Annotated in this window: 20 protein-coding genes and 1 pseudogene; 12 read left to right on the top strand and 9 right to left on the bottom strand. The window is 43.5% G+C overall.

Features of this window, described 5'->3' with window-relative positions:
* Window positions 1-24: 24 nt before the first annotated feature.
* The gene (locus F3J38_RS20470) at window positions 25-672 is read right to left on the bottom strand and encodes a hypothetical protein (RefSeq protein ID WP_167141418.1); all 648 of its coding nucleotides are present in this window, start codon (window positions 670-672) and stop codon (window positions 25-27) included.
* Window positions 673-833: 161 nt separating this feature from the next.
* Here F3J38_RS20470 and F3J38_RS20465 point away from each other — a divergent pair, with 161 nt between their 5' ends.
* The gene (locus tag F3J38_RS20465; RefSeq protein WP_045816981.1) at window positions 834-1,073 is read left to right on the top strand and encodes a biofilm development regulator YmgB/AriR family protein; all 240 of its coding nucleotides are present in this window, start codon (window positions 834-836) and stop codon (window positions 1,071-1,073) included.
* On the opposite strand, the gene F3J38_RS20460 is transcribed toward F3J38_RS20465, so the two are convergent.
* Window positions 1,063-1,377: a hypothetical protein gene (locus F3J38_RS20460; RefSeq protein WP_167141416.1), complete on the bottom strand. Its 315-nt coding sequence runs from the start codon at window positions 1,375-1,377 to the stop codon at window positions 1,063-1,065. The two genes, F3J38_RS20465 and F3J38_RS20460, sit on opposite strands and share 11 nt — an antisense overlap.
* 331 nt (window positions 1,378-1,708) lie before the next feature.
* Here F3J38_RS20460 and F3J38_RS20455 point away from each other — a divergent pair, with 331 nt between their 5' ends.
* From F3J38_RS20455 to F3J38_RS20435, 5 genes are all read left to right on the top strand, one after another.
* Entirely contained in the window at window positions 1,709-1,915 is a 207-nt protein-coding gene (locus tag F3J38_RS20455) for a hypothetical protein (RefSeq protein WP_045814180.1), read from the top strand.
* 647 nt (window positions 1,916-2,562) lie between these two features.
* Window positions 2,563-2,886: a hypothetical protein gene (locus tag F3J38_RS20450; RefSeq protein ID WP_167141415.1), complete on the top strand. Its 324-nt coding sequence runs from the start codon at window positions 2,563-2,565 to the stop codon at window positions 2,884-2,886.
* 519 nt (window positions 2,887-3,405) lie between these two features.
* On the top strand, window positions 3,406-3,639 hold the full coding sequence (locus F3J38_RS20445; protein ID WP_039334005.1) for a YgdI/YgdR family lipoprotein: 234 nt from the start codon (window positions 3,406-3,408) through the stop codon (window positions 3,637-3,639).
* Window positions 3,640-3,652: 13 nt separating this feature from the next.
* The gene (locus F3J38_RS20440) at window positions 3,653-3,880 is read left to right on the top strand and encodes a YgdI/YgdR family lipoprotein (protein ID WP_038646791.1); all 228 of its coding nucleotides are present in this window, start codon (window positions 3,653-3,655) and stop codon (window positions 3,878-3,880) included.
* A 497-nt stretch (window positions 3,881-4,377) separates the two neighbouring features.
* Window positions 4,378-4,602 carry a biofilm development regulator YmgB/AriR family protein gene (locus F3J38_RS20435; protein WP_156149332.1) on the top strand — a complete coding sequence of 75 codons (225 nt, stop codon included), beginning with the start codon at window positions 4,378-4,380 and terminating at the stop codon, window positions 4,600-4,602.
* 146 nt (window positions 4,603-4,748) lie between these two features.
* On the opposite strand, the gene F3J38_RS20430 is transcribed toward F3J38_RS20435, so the two are convergent.
* Together F3J38_RS20430 and F3J38_RS20425 are read right to left on the bottom strand one after the other, a co-directional pair.
* A complete protein-coding gene (locus F3J38_RS20430) occupies window positions 4,749-5,018 on the bottom strand; it encodes a hypothetical protein (protein WP_167141413.1) in 270 nt (89 codons plus the stop codon).
* Window positions 5,019-5,513: 495 nt separating this feature from the next.
* Window positions 5,514-7,289, bottom strand: a complete 1,776-nt coding sequence (locus F3J38_RS20425) for a GGDEF and EAL domain-containing protein (protein ID WP_167141411.1) — start codon at window positions 7,287-7,289, stop codon at window positions 5,514-5,516.
* A gap of 334 nt (window positions 7,290-7,623) precedes the next feature.
* On the opposite strand from F3J38_RS20425, the gene F3J38_RS20420 reads away from it, so the two are divergent.
* Window positions 7,624-8,997, top strand: a complete 1,374-nt coding sequence (locus tag F3J38_RS20420; RefSeq protein ID WP_167141409.1) for a methyl-accepting chemotaxis protein — start codon at window positions 7,624-7,626, stop codon at window positions 8,995-8,997.
* A gap of 68 nt (window positions 8,998-9,065) precedes the next feature.
* Here the strand turns inward: F3J38_RS20420 and F3J38_RS20415 are convergent, their stop codons facing one another.
* Complete coding sequence (locus tag F3J38_RS20415) at window positions 9,066-9,275, bottom strand: DUF3606 domain-containing protein (protein WP_045814373.1); 210 nt, start codon at window positions 9,273-9,275, stop codon at window positions 9,066-9,068.
* A gap of 293 nt (window positions 9,276-9,568) precedes the next feature.
* Between F3J38_RS20415 and F3J38_RS20410 the strand changes: the two genes are divergently transcribed.
* A complete protein-coding gene (locus tag F3J38_RS20410; RefSeq protein WP_038650089.1) occupies window positions 9,569-9,796 on the top strand; it encodes a hypothetical protein in 228 nt (75 codons plus the stop codon).
* Window positions 9,797-9,854: 58 nt separating this feature from the next.
* Here F3J38_RS20410 and amyA read toward each other — a convergent pair whose 3' ends face one another.
* From amyA to F3J38_RS20390, 4 genes and pseudogenes are all read right to left on the bottom strand, one after another.
* A complete protein-coding gene (amyA, locus tag F3J38_RS20405) occupies window positions 9,855-11,345 on the bottom strand; it encodes an alpha-amylase (RefSeq protein ID WP_167141407.1) in 1,491 nt (496 codons plus the stop codon).
* Between the two features lie 522 nt (window positions 11,346-11,867).
* Entirely contained in the window at window positions 11,868-12,107 is a 240-nt protein-coding gene (locus tag F3J38_RS20400) for a biofilm development regulator YmgB/AriR family protein (protein WP_167141405.1), read from the bottom strand.
* Window positions 12,108-12,455: 348 nt separating this feature from the next.
* Window positions 12,456-13,073 (bottom strand): TetR/AcrR family transcriptional regulator, encoded by a 618-nt coding sequence (locus tag F3J38_RS20395; protein WP_167141403.1) that lies wholly within the window; start codon window positions 13,071-13,073, stop codon window positions 12,456-12,458.
* A 606-nt stretch (window positions 13,074-13,679) separates the two neighbouring features.
* Window positions 13,680-15,089 (bottom strand): annotated as a pseudogene (locus F3J38_RS20390) (MFS transporter).
* Window positions 15,090-15,711: 622 nt separating this feature from the next.
* On the opposite strand from F3J38_RS20390, the gene F3J38_RS20385 reads away from it, so the two are divergent.
* The 4 genes from F3J38_RS20385 (at window position 15,712) to F3J38_RS20370 (ending at window position 17,794) form a co-directional block, all read left to right on the top strand.
* Window positions 15,712-16,308: a helix-turn-helix transcriptional regulator gene (locus tag F3J38_RS20385; RefSeq protein WP_167141401.1), complete on the top strand. Its 597-nt coding sequence runs from the start codon at window positions 15,712-15,714 to the stop codon at window positions 16,306-16,308.
* Window positions 16,309-16,326: 18 nt separating this feature from the next.
* The gene (locus F3J38_RS20380) at window positions 16,327-16,560 is read left to right on the top strand and encodes a hypothetical protein (protein WP_167141400.1); all 234 of its coding nucleotides are present in this window, start codon (window positions 16,327-16,329) and stop codon (window positions 16,558-16,560) included.
* Window positions 16,561-16,662: 102 nt separating this feature from the next.
* Window positions 16,663-17,364 carry an antitermination protein Q gene (locus F3J38_RS20375; RefSeq protein ID WP_255463819.1) on the top strand — a complete coding sequence of 234 codons (702 nt, stop codon included), beginning with the start codon at window positions 16,663-16,665 and terminating at the stop codon, window positions 17,362-17,364.
* A 208-nt stretch (window positions 17,365-17,572) separates the two neighbouring features.
* A complete protein-coding gene (locus F3J38_RS20370) occupies window positions 17,573-17,794 on the top strand; it encodes a phage holin (protein ID WP_167141396.1) in 222 nt (73 codons plus the stop codon).
* The last annotated feature ends 3 nt before the right edge of the window (window positions 17,795-17,797 follow it).

Raw genomic sequence — 17,797 nt, 5'->3', positions numbered from 1 at the left:
CAGGCGCGCCGTGCCGCATTCGTATTACTTCTGCGCAGCGTTAAGGGGGTGCGTGCTGATGACAACCCGTCTGCGCAGGTGGCTTTCAGGTTCTGCGCCCCAGCAGAAGGCGGCCCAGTGGCCGCAGAACGCCAGCCAGCTGCGTACCGGGTGCAGGCAGCCCGATTCACCTGTGCCGTCCCACACGTACACGTAGTGCTCCGGGTCGCGCAGCGCCCAGGCCACCATCCCCTCCCACATCACTTTTGCCGCGTTGGTCTGCGCGCTGTCGGTAATGATGATCGACCAGCGATGCAGAAAATGGCAGAAAAAACGCCGCGCCAGGCCGTGCACCGCCCCCTCATGCTGAGGCTGGCGGGTGCGCCATACCATAACCTGTATGCAGGCGCGCTCCGGCGAGGTGAAGTCTTCGGTTTCCTCCAGCCGCACCGCATACACGGTCTGCGGCTCGGGCTCCTGCGTGACCAGCCTGAACTGTCGCTCTGCTCTGTTCTGCCAGAGGGTGTAGCCGAACGGCGTCACAAACCCGGGCAGCTTAAAAGGCTCTGCGTCACGGGCAAGAAATGCGCGGGTGTCGGCCCGGTTGGTGTCTTCCGGATTCAGCACCTGGCTGAAGCTGGTGTCGGGCAGGGTAATGAGCATGCTGTCGTCCGCCGTTACTTTTCTGTTCACTTAGCCTCCCTGATAACCGGAGCGTTAATTTATGCCGCTGAATCGTCTGCAATAACGGTTGGTGCTGTTTAAAAGATAGAGCACCGCAGGATTACTGCTGTACACGCGCCTGTGCATCGGTTACTTTGCGCCCGACCTCATTCACTACGCACGGGTATTTGATGCGACAGGACGGACTACCGCCGGAAAAAGAAGCCGGATTGACCGGCTATTTCAGCCAGGTCACTCACCCCTGCCAGATTGAGCTGCTGGGCCGCATCACCGTTGAAATCCTGCGTCAGGAGCGGCGGCTGACGCGCACCGCCTTGTGCCTGAAACTGATAGGGCGCCTCGACGGTGCCGACGATGAGGCCGAGAGAGAACATCTGAAGGTTCTTCTCAGAATGCTGTTTAATCGCTGAGCCTGAGGGGTAACACCGGGCGTTCACCGGTCACGAAACGTTCGTCCAGGGAAGAGAGCGGCAAACGGAATGCCGTGCAGTCATGGCGCATAACAACGGTTCGCAGATGACGGTTACAGATAAACCAGACCTCATCGCGATCGTTGGAAAGAATGAAATAGGCATCTGACGTTTCCGACGGGTTAAAGCACCCCAGCGCCCGATAGGCCGTTGTGAGGTTGAACCCGCTCAGCATCGGCAGAGGCCGCGGGCCGCCTGGCAACTCTTCCACCCTTTGATACAAACCCTGTTCAATCCAGATCATGGCCATCTCCTTCGCGTATTTTCATTCTTCCGTAATAGTACGGCGCCCGTTGCCTCCCGATGCCCCAGAAATGCAACAATCCATGTCGCTTTAGTCTGTGATATGCGTAAAGCGAAGCCCTTCCGTAAAGAGGATTTTACATATTGTGATCATAGCACCCACGGCGAATAAGTTTTCAGCACATCACATTCACCCCGAGTAACTGAGAGTGTGGTTATCGCCCACAGGCACGAAAATCAGAATTCGGTTTTCCGTTTATCTTAAAATTGACCTTCACTTTGCGTGAAGCGGAAAGCCAGTCCATATTTAAGCCAGCTAAACTGGAGAATGTATGAACTGGATTGATTATGAATTAGAAAAGCCCGCAGACGGTCAGGTTGTCGCCATATGTACGGATGAGGGGGTGGGTAGCGGAAAATATGAGGCAGCATTTAATAATTTTACTCATATTCTCATGCCTGGCGACGCTACATTCAGGCAGTATCGGGTATCGCATTGGTTTCCTTTACCAGACGATCATGGAATGGGTAAAAAATAGCCAGTTTTTTAAGTGCAAAAAAAATCCCGGGACAATTCCCGGGAAAAGATTCAGTTTCCATTTCACCCAAAGCCGGAACAATCCCGGCCGGATTGAAACTAGTTCATAATACTGGTTTGTCAAAAATTAATTTTTTCCCTGATTAGCTTCTATCTTTAAAAGCCCGCGAAATAACTATGCTCTAAGATATTTTATTTGACGCGCATGTAGACTGAATGAGAATTATCCTAAGCTACCAGTCCACAAACAGTGCAGTCATTTCGATTATCAAATATGACTGGAGAAAGATGCAGATATCAGACTTACCTTTTTCAGTGAGAAGTTCACTATTCAACACTTATCAAAAATTGCTGGAACGATGAGATTGGAGGGTTATGCCAGTGTTAGGATGTCACCGATAGTTGTATTAAAACTATTCCAAAAGCGGCTGCATGACTTAAAAAGAGTGATATTTTACACGCTTGTTTGAATGGGTATGGCAGGTGTTAAGTATAAGTAACTGATTAAAAAATCGCCATGTAGTATTGAAGGGGTAGAAAGATTCAAAAAAATATTCTAAACATATCGTGTCGGGTGAATACTCGTCAACGTGTTCATAAATATTACTATTCGCACCTGAGTGATTCATAAAAATGAACGTCATCCCTATGTCTTACAGCACCAGTACGGTTTACCGTCGTTTCGAAATGCTCGGGAACATTGAGCATGAAGCGTGTCGTATGTGGATACTGTTCGATGAGAAGCTCTATTTTTCGGCAGTCGTATGTTCTGTACCGACTATGCAGGGTAATGTGGCCCGGCATAAAATTTTAGCAACCATGGATTGTACATGTGACCTTACCGGCAGGCTGACACTCGAACGCTATTGGCAGTCTGATAAGCTCACATGCGAGGTCGACCTTTCTGAACCGATCACCAGGGCTCTTTCAGAAAAAAAAGGTCTGTGGATGAAGCCAGTGAGCGTAGCCTGAATTACATAACTGAAGACTGGTTGCTCCTCGTTTCAACCAATCTACACTATCAGTCCCTAAACCCTAGCGTAAGTTAATTTTTTGCATTCTAAAATTCTACATCTTCATCCTGAGATCCAAACAATATGAGAATGATCACCCATTAGCACATGAATCAGCATATAGATATGCTCATAATGGAAAAATCAAATTTTCGAACAGGTTAGTGTCACGACTTGCCCTCTAACTCAACTCTGGTAGTCTCTTACTCAACAAATAGCTAACTTCCGTCGTATCAGACCTGCTTAAAGCTCATTAAGACGAACCACCGCCAGATGCAAGTTAAATTACTATCAGAATTTGATGGTACTTTAATGTATTGAATGCAGACTGGATCGTGAAAAAGATAAAAAACGGACACCCTAGCCTGCATGTCTCTTTTGCATATCGTGGGGTATGAGCACAATACTGACGCAGATTGCTGAAAACCATCTATTATTGAACAGTTAGAATAAAATTTTTCAAAAAGAGGGATTAGTAATGAATAAAAAAGGCATAGGTTTCCTGTTAATTGCTTCAGCTTTCGCAGTTTCAGTTACGGGCTGTTCTTCAAATCAGGCTATTAAGACTACAGACGGTCGTACCATCGTGACAGATGGTAAGCCTCAAATTGACAGTGATACGGGTTTAGTATCTTACAAAGATGCCCAGTCAGGACGAACTGAACAAATCAACCGCGATAAAATCACCAACATGAGTGAATTAGATAATTGATAAGGAACAGTCCATGAAAAAAATCACTTTCTCAATGTTAGCCGCGCTTATCGCGCTGTCGGCTTTAACTGGCTGTACCCGGACAAGTTATGCCATTCATACTAATGATGGTAGAACAATTGTCAGCGATGGTAAGCCTAAAGAGACTGAAGCAGGATTGCTAGGTTACACTGATGCTAACGGCGTTAAGCAACAGATTAATAAGCAGGAAGTCAAAGAAGTATCAGAAATACCTCATTAATTAAAAACACCGCCAGAAGTGGCGGTGTTTTTACATTCCAAGTTACAACGTTAAAGTACTTCCTAGGCTATAAAAAAATTAAGCCTTTCCGACATTGGATTCACTTCAAAGCTGAATCAGGTATCAATGTTGCTAAAGAAGCTTTACAGCAATGCATAGAGGAAATTTGTAGGAGTTAGCTCAACTGGAATTTGCTAAAATCAATTAAAAAAGATTTTGAAGTGAAACTGGCATTATGATGTTCAGTCGAGATAAGATTTTTTGTGGCCAAATATTAAATTTAATCAATTAAGCATTCAATGTTTTGCTTATTCAGTGATTGAATAAGAGGTAGTTGTTGTTTGATTGGTATGGAATGATTTTAATAAGTCAATCGAAAATATGTGAAGTATATCAATTATTTAAAATTTAATTAAATATGACCTGATTTCAATAAGGCAAGTCTGGGCATATAATCTATAGTATATGAACTATTAATTGAGTTTATTGGAAATGAGATGAATATTCATTATCTTGATGAAAGCGATAAAAATAGTCAAAGGGTAGTGTTGCCCCCAACAGAAATTATGATTGGTGAACTGGTGCATGAATTGCTACGTGAGCGCCGTTGTGTCAACAGACGTGCCATGATATCGCGACTATTGTTAAGGCTTGAAAATGTCACATGTCCAATGGAAGCAATATATTATGCAGAAATCCTTAATATGTTTGAGCAAAAATAGCTTTTTATTATTCTCGATAGTTTTTAGTTAGTATGATTTCTGGAGACTTGTTTACGATGATCGGTACTACCTTACTGGTATTTAACTATTAAGGGGAGTGTAAGGCTATCTCTGGATACTTTATGAAATACATTGATCAATAACTTTTAAATGGACTTACGTTTTCCCTGACAGGTACTTTTAAACGCATTTGCAGCCAGACTAAGGTCATAATCATCCAGTATTTCTCTCCCGCGCGGAGTAAGTTTGTATCGCTCTTTTTCACGCATCCATTCATCGCCCAAAAGAAACTCAACAAGCCCCATATCTGACAACTCCTTTTTCACAACGGGTTTGACAGAAGAGGGGACTGATCCTCTCTCTTTGATTATTGACAACAATCTAAAGTATTTCTGAGCAAGTTTCATATCAGCCATCCTTCGCAATAAATCCTTAATAATTTAACCAGTGCTTTGGTTACATGCAATGAAATTTTTGATTATGTCGCACCTTCAAGCAACAAAGGAGGGGGGGGAAATAACAGCTATATGCAAATTCGAATTTTCATGCTGTTAAATAATATTTCAATTTCTTTTGTGCTTTCAGTCGTTAATCATAAGATTCAGTTAAAAAAGACGAATTGTGTGAGCAAGTTAAAATTATCTTGAAGTTTTTACGACCAAGAAAAAACCCGCAATAGCGGGTTGAAAGCTGGATTTAAAAGTTGGTTTTATGACCGATTCTTAAAGTTTACTCATCCCCCTAGGGGGTGCTTAATTATCTGTATTAAACTATAACATTATAGTGCGCTTAGGTGATGAACACGATTAGGATGAATCTCATAATCTCTCAAAATGAACATTAGCAACACTGTTAATGGAGTCATGCGCTGTTAAGCCGGAGCAGGCGTATCGTTAACTGAACTTGTGCTTTCAGTTCCACAAGCGTCTGTGAAGCCATATGTCCAGTTCAGGATCAGATAGCGGCTTAGCAAAAAAATACCCCTGAGCCTGGTCGCAACCGAAATCACTCATAAGAGTGGCTACTTCAGCGTCCTCTACACCCTCCGCGAGCACCGTATAATCAAGTTCTTTTAACATTTTGATAATACTGCGCGCTATGACGAGCGATGAGGCGTCTTTGAGTACACCTGATATGAGTGAGCGATCAAGTTTTATTACATCCAGCGGCATACGTCGCAGGTAACTGATGTTACTGTAACCTGCCCCAAAATCATCCAGAGATATGTTAAACCCTTTTTCATAAAGTCTATGCAAGCCGGATAGTGCCTGTGCATTTTCAATAATCCGCTCAGTTTCAAGGCATTCAATTCCCAGTAGGTTATTAGGTAATCGGGCCTCAAGCATTTTCGATTCCAGTAGATCAGCAAAATTGCTTTTTGCGAAATCGTTCAGGCTGACGTTTATTGTGACGGGCAATTGAATATTTTGTCGATTGAGTCGCTTAAGGCAGGCTATCGTCGTGTCAATCACCCATTCTGTCATCTCATGCAGTAGGTCCGTTTGTTCAGCCATTGGTACAAATGCCGCGGGTGAGAGTTCACCTCTGACAGGATGTGTCCAACGTATCAGCGCCTCAAGGCCGACGGGCTGACCCGATTTGAGACAAGTTTTAGGCTGATATACAAGGTAAAGGCCCTTATCAAAACGTATTGCATCAGAAAGCTCATTCATAAGCGTAAAATCATTCGAACGTTTTATTTCTTCTGACTCTTTATAAATGACTGAAGGTAAATTTTTATCGATCGCTTCCTCAAGTGCAGCCGAAGCACGGCGAACGACATCATAGGCTTTGGATGAAATTGCCGTAAAATCCGTTTGGCCCGCATGGGAAGTGAGGGTAATTGATATCCCATTACCTAATTCTGCACAGATGCCATCCATACGCCCGGCAATCCACGAGGCGTCCAGGCGGCTTTCGTCGCGAACCAGAATGGCGAAGCGTCCAGTGGAAATCGCATAGATCATCTCACCGTTTTGAGGACGTAACCGGCGAGGCAATTTTACAGCTATATCCCTGAGAAGTTCTTCAACCGGCTTCATTCCAACTGTTTTAGCTAAGTCATAAGCATGAGCCATTTTCAGGCAATCAATAATAATCAGACGACGCTTGAACTTATCTCCCTCTGCAGCGAGCGACTGCATATCGCTGATTAGTCGTGAGCGGTTTGGCAAGCGAGTAACAGGGTCATTAAAACCGGTGGCATGCCAGGCTTCCAGAAATGACATTACCAACTCAGCAAGCTGTTTTAGCGTAGCGAGTTGCGTATCGCTGAAGGGATGTGGTTCCCCATCAGTTACACAAAAAGTACCTAATACATGGCCTTCTCGATCTTTAAGCGGAACGCCTGCATAAAAACGTATGTAAGGTTCACCCGTAACAAAGCGGTGGGTTACGAAACGAGCATCAAGCCATGTATCTGAAATGATGAGAGCGCTGTCGTCATCAACAACATGTTGGCATAAAGACTCTTCTCTTTTTGAGTGTTTCAGTGAGAAATTATGCGAGGCTCGGATGTATTGAAATTCCTCATCTAAAACTGAAATGAAGCTCCCAGGGATACCCAGCGCCTGATTGACTAAATGTACAAATTTCCTCAGGACATTGTCCCTTTCTTCATCAGGGGCGAGAAGGGCTTCAAGCGCACGCTTATGACGTTCATTAATAGCATTTAAATTTTTATTCATAAATCCCCCGTGCCGGGTCTAATAACCGGAACGTAAAAGTGTAAGAAAAATAACCGACCGGAAGGAGAAGCTATAAACTGAGTGAAGACTAAGCATTTTGTTGTCTCTTTCACCATCATAAGACGGTCAATCGAGTTCGTCCTGTTTTTTTTAGTTTAATTAAAAGGGTCTATCTGTTTGAGAAAAATATTTTTTGCTGGAATATTTCCTTTTTTTTAAATGCCTGCCAGACTCTAACTGAGAACGCACTTGCGCGCAATCTAATAGCACGCTACGAAAATAATTTTTATGGTTACTATTTTTTTCTAAATTAATCACAACACCAGGTAATTAAATGAAATTTCTTACAAACTTTACTATTCGCCGGGTAGTGCAGTGCATTCTTGTTGCAGCTTTTATTGTTGTTGCTCTTGCTGGGTTATATGGTTCAGAAATCTTAAGAGATCTACATAAACAAACGCAGCGTGAAGGAAAGTTGGTTGCTCAACTTATCTTTCTGACCCGAGCAGGTAATGTGATGAATTCAGGTGACGATTCCTTAAAGAGAACCCTGGCAGGAGAAGTTCCTGCTACACCAGACTGGAATGAATTTAGAACAGCCTTGACAGGTTCTGATATAAATTTTAATTCAGTATCAAAAGAGCGTTTGGAATTCCTCCAGGAGAAACTGGCTGATAAAGAGAATGCATTCAATGATGATCGTCAAAAACTCAAGATAGCTTTCACCGTTGCCTCATTATTTATCATTGTGTTACTGGTGTTCTGCGACCGTTTTCTGGTCGTGCACCTCGTTGAGCCTCTGACAATCTTAAGGGAACATTTCAGAGGAATTGCTTCCGGCGAACTGACTAATCCATTGCAAGATTTGGGTAGAAATTGTGTAGGGCAGCTGGTACCACTGGTGAAAACCATGCAAGACAGTCTTTTGTTAACTGTACTTTCCATCAAGAAAAATACGGACCTGCTGAAGCGTGAGGCTGAAGACATCGAAGCGGGCAATACTGACCTCTCTGGCAGGACTACTCAACAGGCATCTTCCTTAGAGCAGACAGCCCATAGTATTACCCAGTTGAGTGCAAACGTTCAGCAAAATGCATTAAGTGCTGATGAAGCAAGCAGTCTTGCAGAGAAAGCGGCATACATAACCGGAGAAGGCGAAACGCTGGTGAACTCAGTTGGACTCATGATGAATGGTATTACCGAAGAAGCCGAAAAAATACGGCAGTTTACCGCCACAGTTAACAGTATCGCATTTCAGACAAATATTCTGGCGTTAAACGCTGCCGTTGAAGCAGCACGGGCAGGAGAGCAGGGCAGAGGGTTCGCTGTTGTTGCTACAGAAGTTCGTACACTTGCGCAGCGCAGCGCAAGTGCAGCCAAAGAAATTGAAGGGTTAATCAATGCAACTCTCTCTCGTGTGAATGAAGGCAAAGAGGTCGCAGATCGTGCCGGGAACACTATGGAAGCGTTGACCCAATGCGTTTCTTTAGTTGATGAACTCATCAGGAAAATATCTTATGCTTCAAATGAACAGAGCAAAGGGATCATTCAGGTGACGCAGGCAGTAACCGATCTCGAACGGGTCACACAGCAAAATTCCACATTGGTCAGGCATGTTGCAAGCTCAGCCGTCAGGCTCAATAGCAGAACCGAAGACATGGCTAAGACCATCATTCATTTCGCATTACCGGCAACCAATCAAGTATGAGACACATTAACCTACGCCATGGGATAACTGATTTAATTGCTAATAAACTCTCATTTAATTACAGATAATTAAATCATGGTCTTGGGTGTTATGAGAGGGGGATGATCCCTGAGCCATGCACGTATCTGTTCTGTATTTGAACCTACTTCCCTGATAGCTCTGGTCAGCCTTTCCTGAGTGGTTTGGAGCGTAAGAGTCCAGTAGGTTATTTGCCAGTGCTCGTTAATTATTACCTGCGTCAAATCATGGGGGATGCGACGTTGAATCGGGTCTTTCATGACTAACCTCATATGAAAAAATTTTTCTGATTTAATTGGGGCTAACTGGGGGTGAGATTCTGAATGATTTGATTAAACTAAAAAGCAGAATATTCCCTATTAAATGTCTAAAACTATTTATGGGATGTTTCTGATATAGAGACGGGGATTAAGCGAGGCGGGTGAAAATATAAGCGAAGCGTTAATTTTCCATAACTAGATTTTATGAGCATTAAATATTTGAAAGTGGAGTTTTTTATAAAGTTTCTTTGACCATTACACACACCAAAGACCAACGCCAGAGATAAGTTATGATGAAAAACAACTTTGTACCGGTAATGTCCGTCCAGCATGATATTCGAAGCTTACGCATTGAAGCGGGTATGACACAGGCTAATGCAGCCGAAAGATTTAATCTGAGTCTGAGAGTGTGGCAAATGAAGGAGTCGCTTTCGAAACCTGCTCAACTCAGTCAGGGAGAATACGAATTTTTACTACTGCTGGCAGGAAAACACCCTGAATATCAGCTTTCCACCAAATAAATTTTGCCGGCAGTATGAATTCTGCCGGCACATCAATTCAGGTTTTAAAAATAGTGAATCAGGAAGCAAATTCTTCGAGCACCCAGACACTTACGCTACCTGCTTTACATCTAAAGACGCCTTCTCCCGATTCATTAGTTTTAACAACTTCATCGGAGTTATAAAGATAATCTCGCCAGACCCGATTAGCTAAGGATTCACTGAGATTAAGCGTTTTCTCCCCATCATCACCATTTGACATTATCACAACGCATCCTGGTTGTTCCGCCGTACCACTCCGGCTGAATGCAATGCAGTTTGGATGATCAAACCAGGACGTCTGAACACCATGCGCGAATTGCTGACGTGCCAGCAGTAGCTTATCGAGTTTATCTATGACTGGCATGTCAACACGATGGGTTTCACCATCATTACCCATATCTTCATAGTCTGCTCCAAAGAGGTCCGGGTAAAATACTGAGGGAACGCCATTTTCTCTCAATAAGATAAGCGCATACGCCAGCGGTTTAAACCAGGCTTCAACAGGGGCTTCAAGAGACTGGAGGGGCTGAGTATCATGATTCGCAACCAATGTGACCGCATGAAAAGGGTCGGCTTCAACTAATGTACCTTCAAAAATTCTACTCAGATCATAATCACTACCTTGTTTTGATGCCTCATGAAATTTCATATGAAGAGGTGCATCGAAGAGCATTGTTTTCCCTTCAACCTGCTCAATATACTGTTGTAGTTTATTTAATTCAAAAGACCAGTATTCTGCCACAATGAACAGAGGGGTGTCTGAAACAGCCTGCACATGCTCGATCCATTCTTTATAAAACCAGGCGGGAATATGTTTAACTGCATCAAGTCTGAAACCGTTGCAACCCGTTTGTTCCATAACCCAGCGTGCCCAGTATTTGATTTCTTCAGTTACTGCGTGGTTTCTGAAATCTATGTTTGAGCCCATAAGGTAATCAAAATTACCCATTTCTTCATCAACCTGCTGATTCCAACCTTCACCTGTATAATCATTAACTATCTTGAATACCCCATCCTCTGATGGGTTTTCTATGTGATCTACACCATTGAAACACTTGAAATCCCATATAAACTGAGAGTATTTACTCGCTCTGGCTGGAAAGGTATAGCGTGTCCAGGCTTCGCAATTAACAACTTCTTCGTCAATTATCGTGCGGTCGTTTTCGTCCACTCTATTGACCTGAACTGCCTCCCTGTCATCAGCCCCCATTTTATGATTAACAACAACATCTAATAAAACGGCAATATCATTATTTTTCAATGAGCTGATAGCTCTGAGTAAATCTTCTTTAGTACCATACTTTGTTGAAATACTACCTTTCTGGTCGAATTCTCCCAAATCGAACAGATCATAAGTGTCGTATCCCACAGAAGTTGCGCCCCCGGCGCCTTTATAGGCAGGGGGTAACCAGACCATATTTATTCCAGATTCCTTTAAATCTGACGATCGCTCGGTGAGTTCGGGCCAGAGTTTACCACCTTCAGGGTAATACCAGTGGAATGCCTGTAGCAGAGTCGGATTCTTCATCTTTGTTCTCCATGTTTAGACATTCTAATTATGGAGCGATAAATTATTTTTGCACGAAAGAAGAATTATATATTTATTATATTGACAGTATGAAGATGTTCGTAACGATGCTTAGTTATGATGAAATGAGAACATATACCAGCGGCTGATATCTCTGAATTCAATGGTTAATCTTTCACTTCAATGATTTTTCTGAAAAGTAATTAATAGTACATTTAAAAAATTTTATCTTACTGAGCACTGAATTTAATGGGAGTCCTGAATGAACTGTTCATCTAACTGAGTTAAATCCATATGCAAGGCTATAAGTAGAATGAGCCAGTTCTATAGTAAAAATTAATACAGTTAATGCAATCAATGTTCTGAAGTATTCGACTAACGATTAGGCAGATGCCCATTTTGAGCCGGGTAACAAGACTTAAATTGGACCAAATGACTCAATTTTTAAAACGCATGTTTTTAGTGAAAAGTATAGAGCTACAATGGCGGGGTGCAATAGTAGTAATTTTGTACTAACTAAAGCTATCCCGCCAACAGTTTTTTGAATATGCTGTTATAAATCATTTTTTCATTTACATCTTCATTACCATCTAACTTTTTCAGGACCTCAAGGCATAACGTTTTACGGCTCAAGGGTTTTCCGTTCATAAGAATCTCAGTCACCAGTGAGCCAAGAGCTTCTTTTTCAGAAATCAAAGCTTGTTCTTTTAAAAACAACTGCCCATTTCCAGGTGGTTTAATTAATAAATTTTTTATGCGCATACTTATTTCCTGTTGCTCAGATTGAGAGTTTATACATTAAAACGATTAATTTAGTTTCTTTGTCAGCCTTCGAATTGCCTCCTCGCAAACCCTTTTGACCTCTGGACATTGAGTACGTAAAGATATCCGGTATATCGCGCCAATCACTTCACTTAAATTGATGCTTTCACCTGGCTTAAGTAATTCACAAGCCGTCACCTTAATCAGAATCAAAACTCGCTCACTGAGCTCATCATGGTCATCCTGCACTTGAACACCACCTTCAACCTGAATTGTCTTACCATTGTGGGGATAGGGTGGCAATCTGTCTTATTTAGGAAATGCGCATTTCCTAATGTGGCAAATCAATCACTCAAGAACTTTCATAACCATCTTAATCGTTTTTTCCCCATTAGTCACATCCTGTATTTTTCCAACCACACGCATACCAAATGCAACGCACAAAAGTAAGCCTGCGGCAGTCTCCGCATCAAGTTCAGAAGAAACCGAACCGTCATTTTGGCCTTCTGCGATCAATGAGATAAGAAAGCTCTGATTACGCGCAACTGCCTGTCTCACAAGGTCTGATAACTCTTCATCAAGAGTCTGTAATTCTACGGTGCTTCCAACGACAAGGCAGCCTCTGCGTCCTTCAATTTCTACCGCTGAATCGAGATAGAACTGAAGTAACTCTTCTATTTTAGATTTACCATCAGAGAATCTCTGTAATCTGTTGCGTAAATCAGCGTTACGGATGGCGATATACCGTTCAAATACTCGAAGAAAAAGGGTCCGCTTATCGCTGAAAGCTTTATATATACTTCCTGCAGTGAGGCTCATCGCATCTCCCAGGTCAGATATTGAAGAGGCGTGGTATCCTTTTTGTCTGAACACAATCATGGCTTTGTCTAAAACTTCATCCATGTCAAAGACACGTGGTCTTCCTCGTTCACGAGTAAGTTTAGGTAAATTTTTTTCAGATGACATTAGTTTACAATATGAGGGTGAATGTTTCCTAATTATCATAACCTCTTCACGATTATGTTCAATCTTTTTCTTAAACCCGGTTTAGGTGTCTGGAAGGTAAAGTTACAACTAAATAATAAATCTATATTTTGCAGTATACATAAAAAATCCAACTCATTTTTTATTGAATGATAAGCTTAAAGTGCTTTCGGAAGAATGATCGGGTTGATGTCTCGTAGGGGCTGTTTGTGAAGCCTTAGTAAGGAGTTGAGAAATTTTCTTTTTCAGTTTAAATAGGTTATTCTGGGGATGGTTTTTGATTTTTTGATTGTTTGTTTTTTTTGCTACGGATAATAATTCGAGCCACTCTGATCTAAGTGGTCTATTTACCTTTGCTTTTTCCTGATATATTACTTAGGGGGTTAGCCATATCTCGTCACCCTGAAATTAACTCGAATATGATGTTTTGAATGTCATGGGCTGGCTGGGTTTTTATAAAAAACTCAAGAATAATAATTTTCATTCTATGAATTCTGAGTGGGGTTTCTTTAACAATTTTTTATAATGAGCGGAAAATAGCATGACTTTTTATTTAAGTTAGTAAGGTCCCTGTTTTTACTGCTGACTTTATACATGGGTAATTTTTATTTTAAATCGAAGATTAAGCTGTTTTTTTTTATTATTAGTTCGACCATCCGTGCTTCGCCTTGAAAAACTTAATATCAAACTAAACGAGCATATTATTGCACCTGTTAAAATGCTTCGGGAGGTTGCCTGAGCTTCATTCAGGTTCAGAAATATTGCGACCATGGCCGAGCCAGTAATCTGACCCAGTAAGCGCGAGCTTCCGAGCAGGCCGCTGGCCACGCTGGTGTTTTCGCTGCTCACTGATGTCATTATCAGGAAGTTATTAGGTGACTGAAAGAGACCAAATCCTGTACCACATAGCGCCACTCGCCAGATGATGTCTGTGTTGACCGGCATCACTGGCAATATGGCCATTAGCACCATTCCAGCCAGCAGCAGGCCCAGTCCGACAGAAGCAATAAAGTTGCAGTCATACCTCTTGAGCAATTCACCCGCAGCCAGCGACGTCACCGTTGTGGCAAGGGGCCATGCTGTGAGAAGCAGACCTGTCTCGACCACGTCACGGTGCAGTATGTTATGAAAATAGAAAGGCAACGATACGTAAGCTAATAGCTGCGTGCTGTAGGAAAGGGTGGACATCATCAGTGAAAGGGCTAGGGTTTTGTTACTGAGCAACGCGATGGGGATGAGGACCTAGTCTGCTTTATGCTTTTGGTTTTGATAAAGCTCTGTGAGGATGAGCATACAGGCGGCAAAGCTCACCATTGCCATAGCTGGTATCTCTTTAGTCAGCCCCATGACGAAAAATGAGAACATCGTCCCGAGCTTAAAGACGAGTGCCGCGCCTTTTCTGTCAAACTCTGCTCTTGAAGGTTTACGCTTATTGAGAAAGAAGACGCTCAGTATGAGAGACGCTATGGCGATCGGGATATTGATAATAAACAACCAGTGCCAGCTGGTAATGGACAGGATAGCGGATGCAATCGACGGACCGGCTGCAGCCGAGACCGACACGATCATCACATTGATCCCCAGCCCGCGGCCCAGTAACCGGGTCGAGTATATCTCTTTAATCAGCGCAGCATTCACGCTCAGTATTGCTGCTGCACCAAACCCCTGTATGACGCGAAAAACGGTCAGTATATTGAGCGTTTCAGACAGGGCGCAACCCAGAGATGAAATCGCAAAAAACACTACACCGGCTTCAAATACACGTTTGTTGCCGACAGATTTACCCAGCGCAGCCAAAGGCAGCAGAGAAGCCACGACAGCAAACTGGTAGGCATTCACAATCAGGATTGACGCTGAAGCTGTCACGTCGAATTCACGCGCAATCACTGGCAGAGCAACATTTGCAATCGTGCTGTCCAGCATAGCGATGATGATACTCAGTGATATGGCGACTACAGCCAAAACACTGACACACTCGCTTCTCTTATAAATTCCCATGCTGTCTCCCTGTTTGTGGATCGCGTTTGTAACCAGAAGAATTCTGTTAAAAACGCCCTTAACTGTTATGTAATAACATATCATTAATGCCGTGGGGTTTTATCAACTAACGCTCAATGGAATGGTATGTGTATATTTTAAATTGCGTAGGTAAGTGAACATTACTGACAAGAGATACTGAAAATTTAAGGCAGGCGTGAATTCATTTTCCTGAATTATCTTTCATATTTTGACGTTCAGTGTTGCTATGCCCCAATTGTGTAATGATTGCTAAATGGGGTTCTCCAAAAAATTATCAAATATCGATTAGACCTGATGTTCCTTTAAGCGGTATTGCGGGATTTTGCGGCGGGTTAAGTTTACTTTCTGTGATTCAGAGAGGTGAGGTAAAGGGGAGGTGAATGAGAAAAAATTCTAAATCAGAATCTGAAAGTTAATCTTATTGAGTGATATAAAATATCATTTTAGTTAGATGTGCCGCGCATTAGATGCACAGTGCTGATTGTAACCTTTTCTTTTAAGTAAAGTTTGCATTGAGTGCTCGGTGAAAAGACAGTAGTAATAATGGATGCCCAAGGGAGGGCTTAACTTAACTGATTAATCTGGTTATGGAATTAATGTTATGGCGGGTGGTAATAAATGTGTTGTGGTGATAGGCATAGATAATATTTTACGCTATGGTCTCTTTCATTTAATTGAAACTGAATGCATGAAACGAAATTTTGTCCCTGTTTACTCAGCAAACGATCATGACTTATGGATAAGAATCCCTGAACAGCATTCAGGTCCGTTCCGTCTTGCTATTCTTTGCCTGGGTACTGACGATTTCTTCCCGACCTGGTTCAGCACCTTTTTAACGCTGCTCAGAAAGACCAACGGTAATGTACTTATCTTCACTGACAGTCACGAATTGCTGAACAAACGTAAACGAAACCTGATAGCGCGTGTCTGTGAGCTGGAGCATATCCTGGATGCGTCAATGCCAGTAAGTTATCTCTCGTTCCTTGTGGAGTATTATATGAGCCGGGAATGCTCTGTTCGGGGAAGCTTCAAAATGTCGATGCGTGAGCTTTCTGTCATAGATGGCTTTCTGAATGGCATCGACGCCGTCTGCCATTCATCCTGGATGGGCATCTCAACCAAGACGCTCTACCAGCATCGCAAGAACTGCGCCAACAAACTCGGTGTCAGAAATCTGAAAGAATTACTCAGGCTTTGAAGTTCAGGGGGAAGCAGCGTGCCAATTATCAACATCTCTAAAATCGACTGGTTTCGTATCCTATCAGACATGAGCCGGTCAGGCTACTCGTTGCAGGATATCGCTGAAGAACTGGACGTCGTCGCCTCCACCCTGATTGGATGGAAAAAAGGGGCCAGTCCTCGTCACCACACCGGGGAAGCGCTGATTGCGCTGTGGTGCCGCGTGACCCGAAAGAGCAGGGACGAACTACCTAAGGAGAAGTTTGTGTAGAAATTCATTTTTCACTCTGCAAAACGTGAATGCGCGCATTCAGAAAAATGAATCAGGCTTTACTCATAGTGCCGGCTGGTTAACCGGCACAGAGTCATCCCTATGAAACTTGGAAGTGTTGTTAAGTACCATTGTCCCCGTTCAGCCTCACCCTCTGTTGTTTCGTCTCCCTGTTCGCCTGATGACATTTCAGGTACAGATATCATGGCTGCACTGGGAATGACGCTCAGGCGCGCACCTCTCGGCTACTCAGCCTTCTGCGGAAAAATGAATCTCAGTCATCAGGACAAAGAGCGCACCGTGCGTCTGCTCACCGCTATTGGTTTAAACCGGTCCGTTTTCTATCCGGCTCTGAGAAAGCTGGTGGATTCAGAACGCCTGGCCGTTATCAGAGTCCTCGCAAACTACGCGTTTCTGGATTATGCGCGAAGCCCGGATACAGAGCTGCCATGTCATGCCTGTAACAGCACGGGCTGGAAAAAGGGTAAGCGCTGCAGTAAGTGCGGAGGGAAAGGAATGATGCGAGCAGCCTGTAAAGACTGCAAAGGTCGTGGCCAGTCTGTCCATCGCCTGAAAACGCAGATGCAGGGCGTGCCCGTTTATCAGCACTGCCAGCGCTGTGCCGGCCATGGGTTTGAGCGGATCGCTTCAGCGGTGGTATTCAGCGCAGTGTGCCAGGTTACTGAATCCATTTCACAGGATACCTGGAACAAAAGCGTCAAGCAGTTGCTGGCGTTTCTGATATCAGAACTCTACAGGGAAGAGGCCTGGGCGGAGAAGCACCTTTCGGTTATCACTAAGTAGTGCACGATACACAAGCTGGCGATGTTATCGCTCGCTATTTACTTTTGCACTTTTTGGGGTAGAATGGCTCTAAATATGGGTTATTACCCTTCAACAAATGCTTAAGCCCCGACTTCACCGTCGGGGCTTTTTTTATTTCCCGACCACGTTACCCCACGTCGGGTCATGACTCCCTTCCCTGGCTTACCTCTCTCTCCGGCAGACCCTTATGAGCAAACTGACTACAGGTGTCGCTTACAGCGCATCTGCGGGCGCGATCGTCCACAACATTCTCACCTTACTGAGTCCGGAAGAGTGGAGCGCCCTGGGCGTGCTGGCGGGCATCAGCATCGCCACGCTGACCTGCATCATCAACTGGTATTACCGGCGTAAGGCGACAATGGCTGAGATCAAAGCCAGCCATTGCACCTGCAGGGACGTCAGTCACTGAACC

Source organism: Candidatus Pantoea formicae, assembly GCF_011752625.1.
Lineage (GTDB): Bacteria > Pseudomonadota > Gammaproteobacteria > Enterobacterales > Enterobacteriaceae > Pantoea > Pantoea formicae.
The sequence above is the reverse complement of the archived record's forward strand: the minus strand, read 5'-3'. Positions and strand labels throughout refer to the sequence as shown.

Excerpts from the sequence above, each read along its gene's own strand:
- F3J38_RS20465 (WP_045816981.1), top strand. The coding sequence starts at position 834 with ATGCGACAGGACGGACTACCGCCGGAAAAAGAAGCCGGATTGACCGGC.
- F3J38_RS20460 (WP_167141416.1), bottom strand. The coding sequence starts at position 1,377 with ATGATCTGGATTGAACAGGGTTTGTATCAAAGGGTGGAAGAGTTGCCA.
- F3J38_RS20455 (WP_045814180.1), top strand. The coding sequence starts at position 1,709 with ATGAACTGGATTGATTATGAATTAGAAAAGCCCGCAGACGGTCAGGTT.
- F3J38_RS20450 (WP_167141415.1), top strand. The coding sequence starts at position 2,563 with ATGTCTTACAGCACCAGTACGGTTTACCGTCGTTTCGAAATGCTCGGG.
- F3J38_RS20445 (WP_039334005.1), top strand. The coding sequence starts at position 3,406 with ATGAATAAAAAAGGCATAGGTTTCCTGTTAATTGCTTCAGCTTTCGCA.
- F3J38_RS20440 (WP_038646791.1), top strand. The coding sequence starts at position 3,653 with ATGAAAAAAATCACTTTCTCAATGTTAGCCGCGCTTATCGCGCTGTCG.
- F3J38_RS20435 (WP_156149332.1), top strand. The coding sequence starts at position 4,378 with ATGAATATTCATTATCTTGATGAAAGCGATAAAAATAGTCAAAGGGTA.
- F3J38_RS20430 (WP_167141413.1), bottom strand. The coding sequence starts at position 5,018 with ATGGCTGATATGAAACTTGCTCAGAAATACTTTAGATTGTTGTCAATA.
- F3J38_RS20425 (WP_167141411.1), bottom strand. The coding sequence starts at position 7,289 with ATGAATAAAAATTTAAATGCTATTAATGAACGTCATAAGCGTGCGCTT.
- F3J38_RS20420 (WP_167141409.1), top strand. The coding sequence starts at position 7,624 with ATGAAATTTCTTACAAACTTTACTATTCGCCGGGTAGTGCAGTGCATT.
- F3J38_RS20415 (WP_045814373.1), bottom strand. The coding sequence starts at position 9,275 with ATGAAAGACCCGATTCAACGTCGCATCCCCCATGATTTGACGCAGGTA.
- F3J38_RS20410 (WP_038650089.1), top strand. The coding sequence starts at position 9,569 with ATGAAAAACAACTTTGTACCGGTAATGTCCGTCCAGCATGATATTCGA.
- amyA (WP_167141407.1), bottom strand. The coding sequence starts at position 11,345 with ATGAAGAATCCGACTCTGCTACAGGCATTCCACTGGTATTACCCTGAA.
- F3J38_RS20400 (WP_167141405.1), bottom strand. The coding sequence starts at position 12,107 with ATGCGCATAAAAAATTTATTAATTAAACCACCTGGAAATGGGCAGTTG.
- F3J38_RS20395 (WP_167141403.1), bottom strand. The coding sequence starts at position 13,073 with ATGTCATCTGAAAAAAATTTACCTAAACTTACTCGTGAACGAGGAAGA.
- F3J38_RS20385 (WP_167141401.1), top strand. The coding sequence starts at position 15,712 with ATGGCGGGTGGTAATAAATGTGTTGTGGTGATAGGCATAGATAATATT.
- F3J38_RS20375 (WP_255463819.1), top strand. The coding sequence starts at position 16,663 with ATGAAACTTGGAAGTGTTGTTAAGTACCATTGTCCCCGTTCAGCCTCA.
- F3J38_RS20370 (WP_167141396.1), top strand. The coding sequence starts at position 17,573 with ATGAGCAAACTGACTACAGGTGTCGCTTACAGCGCATCTGCGGGCGCG.